This window comes from Clavibacter sp. CT19, assembly GCF_027858075.1.
In the GTDB taxonomy this organism is placed as follows: Bacteria; Actinomycetota; Actinomycetes; order Actinomycetales; family Microbacteriaceae; genus Clavibacter; species Clavibacter tessellarius_A.
In genome coordinates this window covers 195,213-210,572 of record NZ_JAQHYR010000008.1, presented here as the reverse complement: position 1 = coordinate 210,572, position 15,360 = coordinate 195,213, and the positions used below count along the sequence as shown (strand labels likewise).

Below are 15,360 nucleotides of genomic sequence, written 5' to 3'. Positions count from 1 at the left end.
CCCGCGACCAGCAGGCCGAGGGCCGCGGCGAGGGTGCCGGGGGCGAGGTCGGATCCGGTGCGGGCGAGCGTCGCGGCGTGCGCGGCGCCGCGGGCGGCGGAGTGGGTGGCAGCGGATCCGCCCCTCGTCGCGCCGGGGTCAGCGGGGGCGGACGAGGCGGCCGGGGCGGGCGACGGATCCACGGTCGCGGCGCCCGCGAGGGAGACCGTGCCGTCGGCCGCGACCGTGATCTTCGCGGTCATCGCGGCCGCGAGGTCGATGCGCTCCCAGCTGCCGGCCGTGCCGAGGTCGAGCGGCTCGCCCGAGTCGATGGCGGTGAGGGCGAGCACCTGGCGGCGCTGCGCGTCGGTGAGGTCGGGGCGGCTCGAGCGGAGGAGCGACTCGGCGCCGTCCGGCACGGTCATCGGCTGGCCGACCTGGCCCACGAGCGGGAAGCCGTACGTCAGCCGCTGGCGGTACACGGCGAGCGCCTGGTCGGTCGGGAGGTACGGGGTGTCGGCGGCGACGCAGACCGCGAGCGTCGCGCCGCATCCGGCCTCGAGCACCTGCCGCAGCTCCGACGCGGCCTGCGCGTAGAGGTCGCGGAACTCGGGGTCGGCCCAGCGGCGCTGGACGATCTTCTGGCCCATCATGTGCCCGGCCATCACGTCGATCGGGTAGTGCGCGCCCATCACGATGCGGTTGTTCCCGGCGTCGGACGCGCGGGCGAGGATCTGCGGGGCGAGCTCCGGCAGCATCGTCGCGAGCGAGACACCCTGCCAGAACGCCTGCGACGTGTGGCCGCTCGGGTAGGAGCCGTCGCGGCCGGCCCACGCGTTGCCGCCGGGCTTGTCGCGGTACTGGAGGCGCTCGGGGAAGGCGACGTAGGGCCGCGGGTTGGCGTAGTGGTTCTTGGCCGGGCCCGTCGACCCGCCGCGTCCGACGAGGCCGTTCTCCTTGTTGAGGAGCGCCGCGGTCTTCGGCAGCTGCCCGGCGTCGCGCGCGGCCTTGTAGATCGCGCCGAGGCGGGCGCCCAGGCCGTCGGACATCGACACGGACATGTCGGCGTACTGGTCGATGATCGCGCGGTCCGACTGCGCCTTCGGAGCGGTCTGGTTGATGCGCACGGTCATGTCGTCGTTGATCTGCATGATGTCCGGCCGGCCGCTCTTCAGCGCGGGGAACGCGTCGAGCATGGGGACGAAGTCGTAGGTCGCGTCGGACGCGTAGACGTGGTCGATCGTGGCCTGGTCGAACGGCGCGGGCGCGGTCGCGGCCTGGGCGGACGACGCTCCGGGACCCGCGAGGACGACCCCGAGGATCGCGGTGGCGGAGAGGAGCGCGGCGACGCGGGCGCGCGGACGGGCGGTCGTGATGGTGGGGATGAGCGTGCCTTCCATGGGTGGTCGGCCGATCGGCCTCCCGCACCGTAAGGAGGGACCGTGGCCGCGCGACCTCCGCCGGGTGAACCGCGCATGGCCGGGCGGCGAGGAGCAGGGATCGTTCCCGTCCCGCCGTCCTGTCGTCCCGCCATCCGGCATCCGCCGTCCGCCGTCCGGCAGCGTCCCGAGGACGGACGCGCCGACGCGTCAGCCGCGCGAGCGCGGGACCCACTCGCGCACGAGCGGCTCCAGCGTCATGCCGCCGCCCCCGCGGATCCGGTCGACGGAGCCGTCGGCAGCCCGCTCGACCGTGATCTCCTCGCCGACGGACCCGAACCCGTCGCCCTCGACGATGCGCGCCGACGAGTCGCCCGTACGCTCCAGCACGTCGACCGACTCGAGCGGGTGCTCCGCGGTCGGGTCGATGCGGAGGAAGCGGTCGCCGACCACCTGGAAGTCCTGCATCCCCCACACGTTGGCGAAGCGGCCGGTGAAGGGCGCATCGACGGCGGCGCGCTCGGCGTCGGTCGCGGCGGAGTCGGCGAGGAGCAGCTCGAGGATGCCCGTGCTGAGCGCGGCAGCGGGGCCGTCGATCGCGTTCGTGAGGACGGTGACCGCCCAGCCGCTCGCGGGATCCACCGCCGTGCGGGTGATGTGGCCCGGGTACCCGCCCGAGTGGCCGATCACGGTGGCCTCGCTGTCGCCGGATCCGACGCGCTCGATGATGAGGCCGTAGCCGTAGCGGCGGGTGCCGGCCGGATCCGCGCTGCTGGCGTACCGCGGCCGCTGCTGCACGCGCTTCGACGCGGCCGTGAGGAGCCGCTCGTCGTCCGACAGCACGAGCGCGGAGAAGAACGACACCAGCTCGGACGCGGTGCTCGTGACGCCCGTGGCGGCGGCCATCGCGCGGGTGTCGACGTGCGGGAGGACGGCGCGCTCGCGGGAGGTGCGGAGCGAGGTGGAGGCGGCCGCGTACTCGTCGGCCCGCGCGGGGTCGTACTCGGCGGTGGTGTCGCGGAGGCCGAGCGGGGCGGCGATGCGCGTGGCCAGGTAGTCCGCGAAGGAGAGGCCGGACGCCGCCTCGACGACGAGGCCGAGCAGGGAGTACCCGATGTTCGAGTAGTTGAACGCGGTGTCGGGCGCGACCTTGGCGACGCCGGGCGTCGTCGCGATGGCGAGGAGGTGCGCGCGGTCGGGGAACGGGGCGGAGTGCTGCCAGTGGTCGCCGTCGAACCCGTCGCGGAGGACGCCCGCGCCGTGCTCGAGGAGGGCGGCGACGGTGACGTCGGCGAGCTCGGAGCCGGCGTCGACGAGCTCGGGCACGTGCTGGCCGAGCCGGTCGTCGAGACGGAGGGCGCCCTGCTCGGCGAGCTGGAGGATCGCGGTCGCGGTGAACGTCTTGGAGTGCGAGGCCACGCGGAACAGGTGCGCGGGGGTGAGCGGCGCGTCGGTCGTGGGATCCGCGACGCCGAACGCCTCGGACAGCACGACCTCGCCGTGCCGGGCGATGGCGACCTGGGCGCCGGGGACGCGGGTCTGCCAGACGCGGTGGTCGAGCCAGGTGCGGACGTACTCGAGGATCTCGGTCATGGGGGTGCTCCGGGGATCGGGGACGGCGGGTGTGCCGGACTCTACGCGAACCCGGCGGAGCGGGACCCGACGTCGCGACAGGTCGGGCGGATGCGCGACGCATCCGCCGAGCGAAGCGCGGGCACCGCGGCCCATCCGGAGAGCGAACGTCTGGCGCTCCCCGCTGGGCGCCGGCTGGGCGCGCGGGATGACGTGCGGGCCCGTCCCGTCTCCTGGGTGACGCACCACCCGACAGGAGCACCGATGATCGACCCGACCCGCGGATCCCGCGCCGCGCAGCCCGCATCCGCGCCCGTCCCCGCCCGCGCCCGCGCCCGCGCGACCGCATCCGCCCGCCCGACCGCATCCGCCCGCTCGGCAGGAGCCGCGGCCGGAGCCGCCCGATGAGCGCCCGCGCCGCCGGCCCCGCCCGCCGTCGCCGCCCGCGGTCCGCGCGCGCGGCCGCCGTCACCGCGCTCGTCGCGGCGATCGTGGTCGTGGCGGTCGTGCTGCTGCCCGTGCTCGGGTTCGTCGGCGCGGCCGACGCGGCGACCGCCGGCCAGCTCGACGTGCCCGTGACCCTCATCGCGCTCGGCGTCGGGGTGTCGCTGGTGGTCGCGCTCGTGATGCTCGGCATCGCCGCCCGCACCCGGGACGGCCGCGTCGCGTGGGTCGCGGCGGTCTCCGCGGTGGTGGCGACGCTCGTCGGATCCGCGTGGCCGCTCGTCGCCACCGTGATCGCGGGCGTCGACCAGGTGCAGGACGCGATCCCGTTCCTCCGCGACCTCGTGGGGCACGTGCTCGGCGGCTGAGTCCGCGGGATCCGCATCGGCCGACGCGCCCGCCCGTCCTCGCCGCCCGCCCTGACTCGTCGCCCGGCCCGACCCGCCGCCCGCGCACGGCAGCGGCCGCCGACCCGGAGGTCGACGGCCGCGTGCGCGCGGGATCCGCTACTCGCGGACGAGCACCAGCTCGGAGAGCGGCAGGCGCGAGCGCGGCGCGGTCTCGCGCTCGGCGAGCGGGCCCTCGAGCGCGTCGGCCGGGGCGACCGTGCCGACGGCCGTGACCGTGAGCGGCTGCAGGTTCTCGGGCAGGTCGAACGCGGCCGACAGCTTGTCGAACTCGACGCCCGCCATCTGGTGCGTGTGGAGGCCCTCGGCCTGCGCCTGCACGGAGAGGTGGGCGACGGCCTGGCCGAGGTCGTACGCGGCGTAGGGGCGCTTCTCGCCCTCGACCGTGGAGGTCTCGGCGATCGCGACGACGAGCGCCGACGCCTTGACGGCCCACGCGGCGTTGAAGCCGACGAGCGCGTCGACGATGGTGTCGAACGCGTGCGTGCCGCGGCGGGCGACGATGAAGCGGCGCGGCTGCTGGTTGCTACCGGACGGCGCCCAGCGCGCGGCCTCGAGGAGGGCGTCGAGCTGCTGGTCGGAGACGGTGGCGTCGCCGTCGAAGGAGCGCGGGCTCCAGCGGGTGTCGAGCTCGCGCACGATCGGCACGGCCGTGTCGGCGGTGCGAGCGGTGGATGCGGGGGTGGTGCTCTCGGTGAGGGTCATGGCCGTCCTTCGGTCGGGGGTCGGGGTCGGCACGCCGTCGGGCCTCGCGGATCACAAGGCGGCGCGGGGCCCGGCTATTCCTGCGTGACGCGGGGACGGCCGGGCCGGCGCGTCAGCCGGCGAGCGGGTCGCGCACGTCCTCCACCTGGCCGGACTCCGCGGATCGGCCCGCGGCCTCCATCAGCGCGAGGCTGCCGAGGTTGTCGCGGCCGCTGGTCTCGGGCGGCGGGCCGCCGAGGATCGAGAGGGCGAAGGCCCGCAGGCCCGCGGCGCGGCCCTTCAGAGGGAGCGTCTCCAGGTCGAGCTCGCGCTCGGCGCCGTCGGCGTCGCGGATCCCGACCCGGTCGGCCGAGACGCCCTCGCCGCGGCTCGTGAAGGTGAGCTCGGCGTCGGCGCCGGAGATGCGCCACTCGCCCGCCCACGGCGTCGCCGGTCCGCGGTGCAGCCAGCTGCCGCGGTAGTCGACGACCAGGCCGCCCTCCAGCTCGATGACCATCGACGCGACCGCCGGGTCGCGGTAGTGGCTGAACGACGGGCGGCTGGTGCGCGCGTACACGCGGACGGCCTCGCGACCCGTGACCATGCGGATCAGGTCGAAGTGGTGGATGGCCATGTCGTTGATGATCGGCTGCGGGAAGCGGTAGTGCGGGTAGTCGTCGGGCTCGTCGTTGTCCCACTGGCGGAAGTCGATCTCGATGGTCGCGACCTCGCCGAGCGCGTCGGCGGCGAGCAGCTCGCGCACGCGGCGGGGCGCCGGGTACCAGCGGTAGTTCTGGCTGACCTGCACGATGAGGCCCAGCTCCTCGCCGCGTCGGACCACGGCGGCGGCCTCCGCGGTGGAGTTCGCGAACGGCTTCTCGACGATGACGTGCTTGCCGGCCTCGAGCGCCTCCAGCGCGAGGGGCGCGTGCGTGACGGCCGGCGCGGTGATGATGACGGCATCCGCCTCCACCGCGGCGAGCGCGTCGGCGAGCGAGGCGAACGCCGCCGACGCCGGGAGCCCGAGCAGCGCGCGGACCTTCTCGCGGGTGGGCTCGCTCGGATCCACGATCGCGGCCACCTCGATCTCGGCGACCCGGGGCACCGCGTTGCGCGCCCAGTCTCCGCCCCAGCCGCCGAGGCCGACGTGGATCACGCGGACGCGGGGGCCGTCGTATGCGGGCGTGGGCGCGACCGGGGCAGCGGCCGGAGTCGCCGGAGCGGCGGGCGTCGCGGGAACGGCGGGCTCCTTCGCGGCGCTCATCGGGCGAGGAACCAGTCGCGCGGGTGCTCGTCGGCCGTGAGGTCGGCGCGGCCGTCGGTCGGCGCGACCCAGCGGGCGGCGTTCGCGAGCACGCGGCGGATGTCGGGGTGGTGGTACACGGGGTACTCCTGGTCACCCGGCGAGAAGTAGAAGACCCGGCCGCGTCCGCGGTGGTACGCGACGCCCGAGCGGAACACCTCGCCGCCCGCGAAGGTGGAGAGGAACACCTCCTCGTCGGGGCGCGGGATGTCGAACTGCTCGCCGTACATCTCCTGCCGGTCGATGACGATCGGGTGCGGGATCCCCTCGGCGATGGGGTGCTGTGGCGCGATGGTCCACACCAGCTCGCGCTCGCCGTCGTTCCGCCACTTGAGGGAGCAGGTCGTGCCCATGAGGCGCGTGAACACCTTCGAGTAGTGGCCGGAGTGCAGCACCACGAGGCCCATGCCTGCGTGCACGTGGCGGATCACGCGCGCGACCACCTCGTCGGAGACGTCGCCGTGCGCGACGTGCCCCCACCAGTAGAGGACGTCGGTGGCGGCGAGGCGCTCCTCGGTGAGGCCGTGCTGATCCTGTTGGAGGGTCGCCGTGCTCACCTGCGCCTCGTCGCCCAGCAGCTCGCGGAGGCCGTCGGCGACGACCGCGTGGATCCCGTCCGGGTAGTGCGACAGGACCGTCGCGTCCCCCCGGCTCTCGTGCACGTTCTCGTTCCAGACGACGATGTCCATGGCGCTCCTCATCGGGCGGTGATCGGGGGAACGGGCGTCGTGCGGCCGGGTCGGCCCGGGATCACCCCGGGCGCCGCGGCGTGCCCGCGCCTACGATCGTACGCATGCCCCGCGCCGATGCGGGCGACCCGGAGGCCGCATGAACGCCATCGCCCACGACCCGACCGGAGCGATCCGATGACGGGCCCGAGCGGGTCCGCCGGCCCGACCGGATCCACGCGTCCCACCGGATCCACCCGCCCCACCGACAAGGCCGTCCACGCCTGGTCGCTCGACGGGACGCTCGGGCATCCGCGCGTCGCCGGCCCGGACGGATCCGGCTCCGTCACCCGCGCCGCCGGGGCGCTCGACCTCCTCGACCTGCCCGCCGAGCTCGCCCGCCGCGGCTACCGGGCGGTGCAGCTCGCCCACTTCCAGCTGCCCACGCGCGACGCCTCCTACCTGGAGGAGCTGCGGTCGTCGCTCGAGTCGTCGGCCATCGTGCTCGACGCGTTCCTCGTCGACGACGGCGACCTCACCCACCCCACCGACGCCGACCTGCACGAGCGGTGGATCTCCGAGCGGCTCGACGACGCCCTCACCCTCGGCGCGCACCACGCCCGCGTCGGCGCCGGCCGCAGCGCGCCCACCCCGGAGCTGCTCGCGTCGAGCGCGCGGCGCATGTCGCGGCTCGCGGACGCGCACCCGGGCATCCAGGTGGTCGTCGAGAACTGGCGCGAGATGATGCCCGACGCCGACGCCGTGCTCGCCCTCTTGGCCGACGCGGGCGACATCCGCCTCCTCATCGACCTCGGCAACTGGACGATGCCCGACAAGCACGAGCAGCTCGCGCGCATCGCCCCGCACGCGGTCACCTGCCATGCCAAGGCGCACCGCCACGACGACGGCCGCCTCGACGAGGCCGACTACGCCCGCTCCCTCCGCGTGCTCCAGGACGCGGGCTTCCAGGGCGCCCTCGCGATGGTGAACGAGTCGAGCCGGCCCGACGGATCCGACGAGTGGGACGGCCTGGAGCAGGAGTTCGAGGTGGTGCGGCGGGTGTTCGGGTGATGCGACCGGCCGGGTCCGCGTGAGGCGCCCGGCTCAGCGCCCGGGCTCGGCCACCGCATCCGCCGCCTCATCCGCCGCGACCGCCTTGCGCACCGCGAACTGCGTCCGGTGCAGCTCCTCGTAGCGGCCGCCCGCGGCGAGCAGCTCGTCGTGCGTGCCGCGCTCGACGATGGCGCCGTCCTCGACCACGAGGATCATGTCGGCGCTGCGGATCGTGGAGAGGCGGTGGGCGATGACGAGGGCCGTCCGCCCCTCGAGCGCCTCGCTGAGCGCGGCCTGCACCGCGGCCTCCGACGTGGAGTCGAGCGCGGCCGTCGCCTCGTCGAGGATGACGACGCGCGGCTGCGCCAGCAGGAGCCGGGCGATGGTCATGCGCTGGCGCTCGCCGCCGGAGAGCCGGTAGCCGCGCTCCCCCACCATGGTGTCGAGCTGGTCCGGCAGCGACCGGACGAGCGGCTCGAGCCGGGCGCGACGCACGGCGTCCCACACCTCGTCGTCGGTCGCCTCGGGCCGCGCCAGCCGCAGGTTGGACAGGATCGTCTCGTGGAAGAGGTGGCCGTCCTGCGTCACCATGCCGAGGGTGTGCCGCATGGAGGCGGAGGTGACGTCGCGCACGTCCGTCCCCGCGAGGCGCACGGCGCCGCTGTCGACGTCGTACAGGCGCGACAGAAGCTGCGCGATCGTGGACTTCCCGGCCCCGGACGTGCCGACGAGCGCGACGGTCTGCCCCGCCTCGATCCGGAACGAGACGCCGTGCAGCACCTCCTCGCCGCCGCGGGTGTCGAGCGTGGCGACCTCCTCGAGGGAGGCCAGCGACACCTTGTCGGCGGACGGGTAGGCGAAGCGCACGTCGTCGAACTCGACGGACACGGGGCCCGCGGGGACGCGTACGGCGTCGGGCTTCTCCTGGATGAGGGGGACGAGATCCAGCACCTCGAAGACGCGCTCGAAGCTGACCACCGCGCTCATGATCTCGACGCGCGCGTTCGCGAGGCTGGTGAGCGGCGCGTACAGGCGCGTCAGGAGGAGCGCGAGCGTGACGACCTCGCCCGTGTCGAGCTGGTCGGACAGCGCGAGGAAGCCGCCGAGCCCGTAGACGAGCGCGAGGGCGAGTGCGGAGACGAGCATCAGCGCGGTGACGAAGACGAACTGCAGCATCGCGGTGCGCACCCCGATGTCGCGGACCCGGGCCGCACGCACGCGGAACTCGGCGGACTCCTCGTCGGGCCGGCCGAACAGCTTCACGAGGGTGGCGCCGGGCGCCGAGAACCGCTCCGTCATCTGCGTGCTCATGGCGGAGTTGTGGTCAGCGGCCTCGCGGCGGAGCGCGGCGAGGCGACCGCCCATGCGGCGCGCGGGGATCAGGAACAGGGGCAGCATGACCACCGCGAGCACGGTCACGAGCCACGACGTGCTGAGCATGACGGCGAGGGTGAGGATCAGCGCCACGAGGTTCGTGACCACGCCGGAGAGGGTGCCGCTGAAGGCCTGCTGCGCGCCGATCACGTCGTTGTTGAGGCGGCTCACGAGCGCGCCGGTGCGCGTGCGGGTGAAGAAGGCGATGGGCATCTTCTGCACGTGGTCGAAGACGGCGGTGCGGAGGTCGAGGATCACGCCCTCTCCGATCCGCGCCGAGAACCAGCGCGTCACGAGCGACACGGCGGCGTCGGCCACGGCCACCAGGGCGATGACGACGGCGAGCCGGATGATGGTGCCCACCTCGCCGCGGGCGACGATGACGTCCACCACCTGGCCGGCGAGCACCGGCGTCGCGACCGCGAGGAACGCGCCCACCACGGACAGCCCGATGAAGACGAGCAGCTTCGCCCGGTACGGCACGGCGAAGGTCATGATCCGCTTCACGGACGCGCGCGAGATGCCGCGCGCGTCGTCGCGGGCGCTGGAGATCTTGTAGAGCGAGCTCCAGGCGACGCCTTCCATGCTCATGGTGGTTCCTCTCGTGGGTGCTGCGCTCCGCTCGGGCGAGCGGCGGTCGGCCCGGGTCGGGATGCCCGGCGGCGGACCGGGTGCCCGCGTCGCCGCTCCGACCGGGCGCCGTCGTCGTGACCGGATCCGCGGACGGGTCGTGGACGGATCGTCCGGCCGGTGGCGCATGCCCATCATGAGCCACGGACGACGGCGATCACGCCCAGCCGGCGAAGCGTCACCGGATGGCCGTCGGGCGGGCGGATCATCTGCGCCGGGGAGCCGTCGGGCGGAGGGCGTAGCCGGGTCCCCCGCGCGGACCACCTGGCCGCCGCAGCATGCGCCGCGGCGACCCCCGGAATCCGCCCTACGCCCGGCGAGGCCGCGGGTCCGCCGTTCCTAGCGTGAGGCCATGACCTCGATCACCCAGACACCGATGCCCGCACCTCCCGCCCCGGCGACCGCCCGCATGGGCACCGCCGCCGACTGGATCGCCCACTTCCACGCCAACGCCGACCGGCACCTCACGCCCGAGGAGCTGATCGCCGACGACGCGCCCTCGACGATGGACGCCCGCACCCGACGCGCGTTCGTCCGCTCGTTCCAGCGGTTCGCGCTCGGCGAGAGCGGCGACGGGATGCACCTCCTGCGGATGGCGACGGCCGCGGGCGACCCCGCCTACACGTACGCGCTCGCGCTCCTCGTGCAGGAGGAGCAGAAGCACGCGGCCCTGTTCCTCCGCGCGCTCGACCACCTCGCCGCGCCCGCGCTCCCCGCCCACTGGACGGACGCGGCGTTCACCCGGCTGCGGCACCTGATCGGGCTGCGGACGGAGATCACCCTGTTCCTCATCGCCGAGACGGTCGCGACGGGCTACTTCCACGCCCTCGCCGACCACGCGCCGGATCCCGCGCTCCGGGCCCTCGGCCGGCGCATCGCGGACGACGAGCGCGACCACGTGCGCTTCCAGATCGACCGCCTCCGCACGGGCTTCCGAGAGACGCCCGCTCCGGTGCGCGCGCTGATCGGCGCCGCGTGGACGGTCGTCGCGGCGGGCGCCGCGACGGTGATCGTGGTCGACCACCGGGCGGCGCTGCGTGCGTGCGGGGTCGCGCCGCGCGCGTACTGGCGGCAGGCGATGCGCAGGTTCGGGGCGGCCGCGCGCTCGGTGCTGGTGGATCCGCGGGCGCCGCTGCTGGGGCCGACGGATGCGGCCGACGCACGGGCCGCATCGCGCTGACCGCCTCCGCCTGCCCCGCGCACGCCGGAGGGGCGGGCCACCTCCTCGGCGACCCGCCCCTCCACTGCTCCCGCTACCGGCGGTCGTCCGGGGCGCGCCAGCGCGTCCAGGGCTCGCCCGGCCGTGTTCAGCGGCGCACGGACTTGCGGCCGCCGACCTTCACGTAGATGAAGAGCACGATGATGGCGCCGATGATCGAGCCGATGATGCCGGCGGGCTGGAAGAAGCCGTCCATGGCGTCGCGCTGGAACAGCAGGAACGCGAGGAATCCGCCGACGAACGAGCCGACGATGCCGAGCACGATGGTCATCAGGATCGACATGCTCTGGCGTCCGGGGACGACCGCGCGGGCGATGAATCCGGCGATGAGGCCGATGACGATGAGGCTGATGATGAGTCCGAGCATGGTGATCTCTCTTCTGTGCGAGCACGTCAGGAAGACGCGCGGTGGTGCCCGTTCGGGGCGATGACTCCAACCAACCACCCTGCGGGGTGTGGCAGCACACCCCTGGGGGTGGGATGGTGGATCCATGCCCGCCACCCGCACCCGCCCCGTCACGATCGCGCTCGTCGACGACTACGACGTGGTGCTGAAGGGCCTCGCCCACATGTTCGACGACTACCGCGACCGCGTTCTCGTCGCCGAGATCGACGCGAACGCGGCCCTCTCCGACGAGATCGACATCGTGCTCTACGACTCGTTCGCGCAACCGGAGTCCGACCACCACGAGATCGCGGAGCTGGTGCGGAACCCGCGGGCCCGCCGCGTGGTCGTCTACACCTGGAACTTCCAGCCCGAGCTGATCGCCGACGCCCGCCGACAGGGCGTGCAGGGCTACCTCTCGAAGGCGCTGCCGGCCCGGGAGCTCGTGGAGGCGCTCGAGCGGATCCACGCGGGCGAGGAGCTCTTCAACGACGCACCGCTGCGGGCCGCGAGCGCGCCGTCGCTCGACTGGCCGGGCAAGCGCGAGGGCATCACGGACCGCGAGTCGGAGATACTCGCGCTCATCACGCAGGGCAAGAGCAACCAGGAGGTCGCGGCGCTCACGTACCTCTCCCCCAACACGGTGAAGAGCTACATCCGCTCGATCTACCGGAAGATCCAGGTGCAGAGCCGCACCCAGGCGGTCATCTGGGGCGTGGGGCACGGGTTCAGCCCGGATCATCACCGGATCGACCATTGGCTGGGTGGGCCGTAGGGGTCTCCTTCAGTCGCACGCGCTGCCGGCGACAGGATCATCACCGCCTTCCGCAGCTCGAAGCAGAGGAGCCCGACCGATGACGAACGAGATGCGCGATGCGCTGTTCGCGCACGTGCGCGAGCGGGAGCCCGCCTTCCGCGATGCCTCGATCGACGGAGACACGTTGACCGCACGGGGAGGGCCGTCGTGCGGAAGACGGATCTCCTTCGTCGCGGCCGACGACGAGGTCCGCGGGGCCGTCACGTCCATGGCTCGCAGCGCGCGAGGGCTGTGGCCGAATGCGGATCCCCAGACGGCGGCCTTCCAGCTGATCGCGGTCCACATGGAGGAGGTGCTCCAGCTCCCCGACGTCATCAGCGGGTACGACGAGGACCGTGAATACGTCCTGGCGAATGGAGCGTGGTGCAGGGCCGCATCCAGCCGGTCGACTGGGCCGTAGGGCACGGGTTCAGCCCGGACCATGCACCCCGGTGAGCAGACCCGCGGCGGATCCCTCACCCTCGTTAGCCTCGCTCCCATGATGAGATTCCTCCTGAAGAAGGCTGCGGAGAAGCGCGTCCAGCGCTTCCTGTCGGACTACGACGCGCAGTGGCAGAAGCGCGCCTCGGGCTTCGAGGCGGAGGTACCGGGGAGCGGGAGCCGTGATGCCTTCGGGACATGGCTCGCCCTCATGGAAGTCGTGCTCGAGGAGCACTTCACGGCCGACACCACCGAGAGCTTCAGCTCGTTCTCTCGGCCGCCGGAGTACGGCGTCGCCGCCGAGCGCATCGTGCGCAGCGAGGTGGTCGGCGAGACGGCCTACGTCCTGACCGAGTGCTTCAAGGCCGGGATCGAGATGTTCCACGAGTTCACGCTGGTCCGCGACGGGGCACGGTGGCGGATCCGGTCGATCGCGCAGCACTTCGGCGACCCGACCCAGCCGTCCGCGTCGCCCGCCGCGGTCGAGGAAGCGCTCGCCCGCACGGCGGCCGATGCTCCGTGGGATCCGATGCCCGCCGATCAGGCCCGGCTCGACGAGAACCGCAACTTCACGGATCGCGAGGTGACGATGCCGGAAGAAGAGGAGACCACCGAGGCGCGGGTGGTCGAGGTCGGCACGCTGGTCACCCGCTCCGGTGCGCTCGCCGTGATCGACTTCGGGTACGACAACGACTGGGCGAAGCCCCTCGCTCGCACCGTGCCGCCGGGCTCCTACCCCGTGGATCGGGTGACCGGGTTCGGACTCAACGCGGCCCTCCGCGTGCGCTTCACCGATCGGGTCCCGGTCACGTGGCACCCGGCGACCCGGCCGGATCAGGGGAACGTGATCGGGGTGGACGCGGGCTGCGTCTGCATCGTCGACTACCCCGCGTACGCGCAGATGACTCCTCGCGCCAAGGCAGCGGTGTTCGACGAGTTCCAGCGCGCGCCGCGTCCCGCCGTCATGGACGTGCCGCTCGGCGCCGACGAGGTCGGCATCGCCGCGGAATCCGGCCACGGGGACGGCAGCTGCCCGGTGCTCTGGGGCGTCGACGCCGACGGTGTCGTCGCCCAGCTCGTCGTCGACTTCCTCGTGCTCGTCACCGAGGATGACGATGAGGAGCTGGTCACCCTCTGACGTTCCCCCGTGAGCAGGTACGGCGTCAGGCGCGCCTGTCCGCGATGAACGCGTCCACGTCGAATGGTGCTGCTTCGCCGCTCGCTTCTCCCTCGATCAGCGCTACGCGCAGCGCCTCGCTCGCGGAACGGTCGCGCCCGCATGCCATCTGACGGGAGGGGGGTCCGGTCGGGCGCGCGTCCCGGCTGATCGACGTGTCCTGTGCCATGGAGCATGGATACCGAGGATCGGCACAGGAGGGAAGGGCGGAGCCGGGCGGAGTCCGCGCGCTCCCGGCTACCTCTGCGAGCATGGCCCGCATGATCCCCTCCACCTCCTCCCGGTTCCGCAAGTCCGTGCCCAAGGCGAAGGCGGGAGACCGGGTGGCGGTGCTGAGCCCCGCGTTCGCGGCGCCGGGGATCGCGCCCGAGGTGCACGAGCAGGCGATGCGGCGGCTGCAGGAGGCGACCGGGCTGATCCCCGTCGAGTACCCGACCACCCGGCGGCTCGGCGCGAGCGCCCGCGACCGCGCCGCCGACATCACGGCCGCGTTCGCCGACGACTCCATCCGCGCCATCGTCTCGACCATCGGCGGGGACGACCAGGTCACCGTGGTGCCGCACGTCGACATCGAGGAGCTCGCCCGGAACCCCAAGCCGTTCCTCGGCTACAGCGACAACACGAACCTGCACAACCTGCTCGCGGGGCTCGGCATCCCGAGCTTCTACGGCGGATCCACCCAGGTGCACCTCGGCGCCGGCCCCGGCATCGACGACGTGCACCTGCGGTCGCTGCGGGCCGCGCTGATCGAGGGCGGCACGCTCGAGATCACCGAGCCCGGGGAGTCGGAGGACTTCGGGGTCGACTGGACGGATCCTCGCGCGCTCACCGAGCACGGCGAGCGCCACGCGACCGAGCCGTGGAAGTGGGCCGGGCCCGCGAAGACCGTGAAGGGGCCGACGTGGGGCGGCTGCCTCGAGGTGATCGACCAGATCGCGATGGCCGGGCGCATGCCGGAGGTCGCGAAGCTCGAGGGCGGGATCCTGCTGCTCGAGACGAGCGAGGAGGTGCCGTCGGCCGACAGCGTGCGCCGGTGGGTGCGCGGGCTCGGCGAGCGGGGGATCCTCGACGTCGTCGCGGGCGTGCTCGTCGCCCGACCCCCGACCATCGTCATGGGCGCGCCCGTCCCGTCGGCCGAGGAGCGCGCGCGGCTGCGCGCCGAGCAGCGCGACACCGTCATCGAGCAGGTCGCCCGCTACAACCCGCGCGCCGTGGTGTGCGTGGGTGTGCCGTTCGGCCACACGCGGCCGCAGTGGATCCTGCCCCACGGCGGCACGGTGCGGCTCGACGGGGCGGCGAAGACGGTGTTCGCGGACTACAGCTGACGTCTCGTCGGCCTCCGCCGGAGTGGCAGTCACGGAAGCCAGCCCAGCCCTCGCGGTCAAGGATGAAAGCGCGGCTCCGTCGTGTACAAGCCATACGTGGCGTCCGTGAGCGTCATGGTCGGGATGATGCAGACATTCGTGATCCCGGCCGAGAACTCCGTGATGAGCGAGTCGGAAGGGAGCCCGGTTCCGCCGTCGATCTTGTTGCGAGCCGACGTGAGGATGTCGGCGGAGGCCGCGAATTTCTGCGGCGTCGTCATCTCCTCATTCCATTCCCGGCACGAGGTCTCGGAGTAGGACGAGGTCCATGTCTGCGTGTACTTGTCATCCCCTGCGCCCTCAGCAGGCGGAGCATCGTCACGGGTGCTCGTCAGGGCTGCGATGGACATGACCGCTATGACGATCACCACGACGCCACCACAACCCAGGGCGGCGACAGCAGCACAGCCCATGGGCTTCTTGCCCTTGGAGGGACCATCGAGACGGGGCGAGGGCGGGAGCTTGTCGGTCACGTTCGGACGCTA

17 protein-coding genes are annotated in these 15,360 nt (G+C 73.3%); 8 read left to right on the top strand and 9 right to left on the bottom strand.

The genetic code is table 11. The features are described 5' to 3' along the window. Together PED38_RS11660 and PED38_RS11655 are read right to left on the bottom strand one after the other, a co-directional pair. Window positions 1-1,379 (bottom strand): acid phosphatase (locus PED38_RS11660; protein WP_270981394.1); only part of this gene is annotated, 1,379 nt, incomplete at its 3' end. A gap of 189 nt (window positions 1,380-1,568) precedes the next feature. Beyond that, on the bottom strand, window positions 1,569-2,951 hold the full coding sequence (locus tag PED38_RS11655; RefSeq protein WP_270981393.1) for a serine hydrolase domain-containing protein: 1,383 nt from the start codon (window positions 2,949-2,951) through the stop codon (window positions 1,569-1,571). A gap of 243 nt (window positions 2,952-3,194) precedes the next feature. On the opposite strand from PED38_RS11655, the gene PED38_RS11650 reads away from it, so the two are divergent. Then, complete coding sequence (locus PED38_RS11650) at window positions 3,195-3,338, top strand: hypothetical protein (RefSeq protein ID WP_175345459.1); 144 nt, start codon at window positions 3,195-3,197, stop codon at window positions 3,336-3,338. Next, a complete protein-coding gene (locus PED38_RS11645) occupies window positions 3,335-3,742 on the top strand; it encodes a hypothetical protein (protein WP_270981391.1) in 408 nt (135 codons plus the stop codon). Before PED38_RS11650 ends, PED38_RS11645 begins: the two co-directional genes overlap by 4 nt. 138 nt (window positions 3,743-3,880) lie before the next feature. Here PED38_RS11645 and PED38_RS11640 read toward each other — a convergent pair whose 3' ends face one another. From PED38_RS11640 to PED38_RS11630, 3 genes are all read right to left on the bottom strand, one after another. Beyond that, the gene (locus tag PED38_RS11640) at window positions 3,881-4,486 is read right to left on the bottom strand and encodes a nitroreductase family protein (protein ID WP_270981390.1); all 606 of its coding nucleotides are present in this window, start codon (window positions 4,484-4,486) and stop codon (window positions 3,881-3,883) included. A gap of 112 nt (window positions 4,487-4,598) precedes the next feature. Further along, window positions 4,599-5,729 carry a Gfo/Idh/MocA family protein gene (locus PED38_RS11635; RefSeq protein WP_270981389.1) on the bottom strand — a complete coding sequence of 377 codons (1,131 nt, stop codon included), beginning with the start codon at window positions 5,727-5,729 and terminating at the stop codon, window positions 4,599-4,601. Beyond that, on the bottom strand, window positions 5,726-6,457 hold the full coding sequence (locus PED38_RS11630) for a ThuA domain-containing protein (RefSeq protein WP_270981388.1): 732 nt from the start codon (window positions 6,455-6,457) through the stop codon (window positions 5,726-5,728). Before PED38_RS11630 ends, PED38_RS11635 begins: the two co-directional genes overlap by 4 nt. A 177-nt stretch (window positions 6,458-6,634) precedes the next feature. On the opposite strand from PED38_RS11630, the gene PED38_RS11625 reads away from it, so the two are divergent. Next, window positions 6,635-7,507, top strand: coding sequence for a sugar phosphate isomerase/epimerase family protein (locus PED38_RS11625; RefSeq protein WP_270981387.1), 873 nt, complete (start codon window positions 6,635-6,637; stop codon window positions 7,505-7,507). Window positions 7,508-7,540: 33 nt separating this feature from the next. On the opposite strand, the gene PED38_RS11620 is transcribed toward PED38_RS11625, so the two are convergent. Next, a complete protein-coding gene (locus PED38_RS11620; protein WP_270981386.1) occupies window positions 7,541-9,454 on the bottom strand; it encodes an ABC transporter ATP-binding protein in 1,914 nt (637 codons plus the stop codon). A 391-nt stretch (window positions 9,455-9,845) separates the two neighbouring features. Between PED38_RS11620 and PED38_RS11615 the strand changes: the two genes are divergently transcribed. After that, window positions 9,846-10,673: a ferritin-like domain-containing protein gene (locus PED38_RS11615; protein ID WP_270981385.1), complete on the top strand. Its 828-nt coding sequence runs from the start codon at window positions 9,846-9,848 to the stop codon at window positions 10,671-10,673. Between the two features lie 127 nt (window positions 10,674-10,800). Here PED38_RS11615 and PED38_RS11610 read toward each other — a convergent pair whose 3' ends face one another. Next, on the bottom strand, window positions 10,801-11,079 hold the full coding sequence (locus tag PED38_RS11610) for a GlsB/YeaQ/YmgE family stress response membrane protein (protein ID WP_094113937.1): 279 nt from the start codon (window positions 11,077-11,079) through the stop codon (window positions 10,801-10,803). Between the two features lie 124 nt (window positions 11,080-11,203). On the opposite strand from PED38_RS11610, the gene PED38_RS11605 reads away from it, so the two are divergent. The 3 genes from PED38_RS11605 to PED38_RS11595 all read left to right on the top strand — a co-directional run bounded on the left by PED38_RS11605 (window position 11,204) and on the right by PED38_RS11595 (window position 13,472). Next, a complete protein-coding gene (locus tag PED38_RS11605; protein WP_270981384.1) occupies window positions 11,204-11,872 on the top strand; it encodes a response regulator transcription factor in 669 nt (222 codons plus the stop codon). Between the two features lie 79 nt (window positions 11,873-11,951). Further along, window positions 11,952-12,314: a hypothetical protein gene (locus tag PED38_RS11600; RefSeq protein WP_270981383.1), complete on the top strand. Its 363-nt coding sequence runs from the start codon at window positions 11,952-11,954 to the stop codon at window positions 12,312-12,314. A gap of 78 nt (window positions 12,315-12,392) precedes the next feature. After that, window positions 12,393-13,472 carry a DUF4241 domain-containing protein gene (locus tag PED38_RS11595; RefSeq protein ID WP_270981382.1) on the top strand — a complete coding sequence of 360 codons (1,080 nt, stop codon included), beginning with the start codon at window positions 12,393-12,395 and terminating at the stop codon, window positions 13,470-13,472. A 25-nt stretch (window positions 13,473-13,497) separates the two neighbouring features. Here PED38_RS11595 and PED38_RS11590 read toward each other — a convergent pair whose 3' ends face one another. Next, window positions 13,498-13,680: a type II toxin-antitoxin system ParD family antitoxin gene (locus tag PED38_RS11590; protein WP_270981381.1), complete on the bottom strand. Its 183-nt coding sequence runs from the start codon at window positions 13,678-13,680 to the stop codon at window positions 13,498-13,500. A gap of 91 nt (window positions 13,681-13,771) precedes the next feature. Here PED38_RS11590 and PED38_RS11585 point away from each other — a divergent pair, with 91 nt between their 5' ends. Beyond that, window positions 13,772-14,836, top strand: a complete 1,065-nt coding sequence (locus PED38_RS11585) for a S66 family peptidase (RefSeq protein WP_270981380.1) — start codon at window positions 13,772-13,774, stop codon at window positions 14,834-14,836. A gap of 56 nt (window positions 14,837-14,892) precedes the next feature. Here the strand turns inward: PED38_RS11585 and PED38_RS11580 are convergent, their stop codons facing one another. Continuing rightward, window positions 14,893-15,348 carry a hypothetical protein gene (locus PED38_RS11580; protein WP_270981379.1) on the bottom strand — a complete coding sequence of 152 codons (456 nt, stop codon included), beginning with the start codon at window positions 15,346-15,348 and terminating at the stop codon, window positions 14,893-14,895. Between the last annotated feature and the right edge of the window lie 12 nt (window positions 15,349-15,360).

Bases quoted from the DNA above. Each gene is read 5' to 3' on its own strand.
- PED38_RS11620 (WP_270981386.1), bottom strand. From the start codon at position 9,454: ATGAGCATGGAAGGCGTCGCCTGGAGCTCGCTCTACAAGATCTCCAGC.
- PED38_RS11635 (WP_270981389.1), bottom strand. From the start codon at position 5,729: ATGAGCGCCGCGAAGGAGCCCGCCGTTCCCGCGACGCCCGCCGCTCCG.
- PED38_RS11625 (WP_270981387.1), top strand. From the start codon at position 6,635: ATGACGGGCCCGAGCGGGTCCGCCGGCCCGACCGGATCCACGCGTCCC.
- PED38_RS11590 (WP_270981381.1), bottom strand. From the start codon at position 13,680: ATGGCACAGGACACGTCGATCAGCCGGGACGCGCGCCCGACCGGACCC.
- PED38_RS11615 (WP_270981385.1), top strand. From the start codon at position 9,846: ATGACCTCGATCACCCAGACACCGATGCCCGCACCTCCCGCCCCGGCG.
- PED38_RS11600 (WP_270981383.1), top strand. From the start codon at position 11,952: ATGACGAACGAGATGCGCGATGCGCTGTTCGCGCACGTGCGCGAGCGG.
- PED38_RS11585 (WP_270981380.1), top strand. From the start codon at position 13,772: ATGATCCCCTCCACCTCCTCCCGGTTCCGCAAGTCCGTGCCCAAGGCG.
- PED38_RS11605 (WP_270981384.1), top strand. From the start codon at position 11,204: ATGCCCGCCACCCGCACCCGCCCCGTCACGATCGCGCTCGTCGACGAC.
- PED38_RS11650 (WP_175345459.1), top strand. From the start codon at position 3,195: ATGATCGACCCGACCCGCGGATCCCGCGCCGCGCAGCCCGCATCCGCG.
- PED38_RS11595 (WP_270981382.1), top strand. From the start codon at position 12,393: ATGATGAGATTCCTCCTGAAGAAGGCTGCGGAGAAGCGCGTCCAGCGC.
- PED38_RS11645 (WP_270981391.1), top strand. From the start codon at position 3,335: ATGAGCGCCCGCGCCGCCGGCCCCGCCCGCCGTCGCCGCCCGCGGTCC.
- PED38_RS11655 (WP_270981393.1), bottom strand. From the start codon at position 2,951: ATGACCGAGATCCTCGAGTACGTCCGCACCTGGCTCGACCACCGCGTC.
- PED38_RS11640 (WP_270981390.1), bottom strand. From the start codon at position 4,486: ATGACCCTCACCGAGAGCACCACCCCCGCATCCACCGCTCGCACCGCC.
- PED38_RS11610 (WP_094113937.1), bottom strand. From the start codon at position 11,079: ATGCTCGGACTCATCATCAGCCTCATCGTCATCGGCCTCATCGCCGGA.
- PED38_RS11630 (WP_270981388.1), bottom strand. From the start codon at position 6,457: ATGGACATCGTCGTCTGGAACGAGAACGTGCACGAGAGCCGGGGGGAC.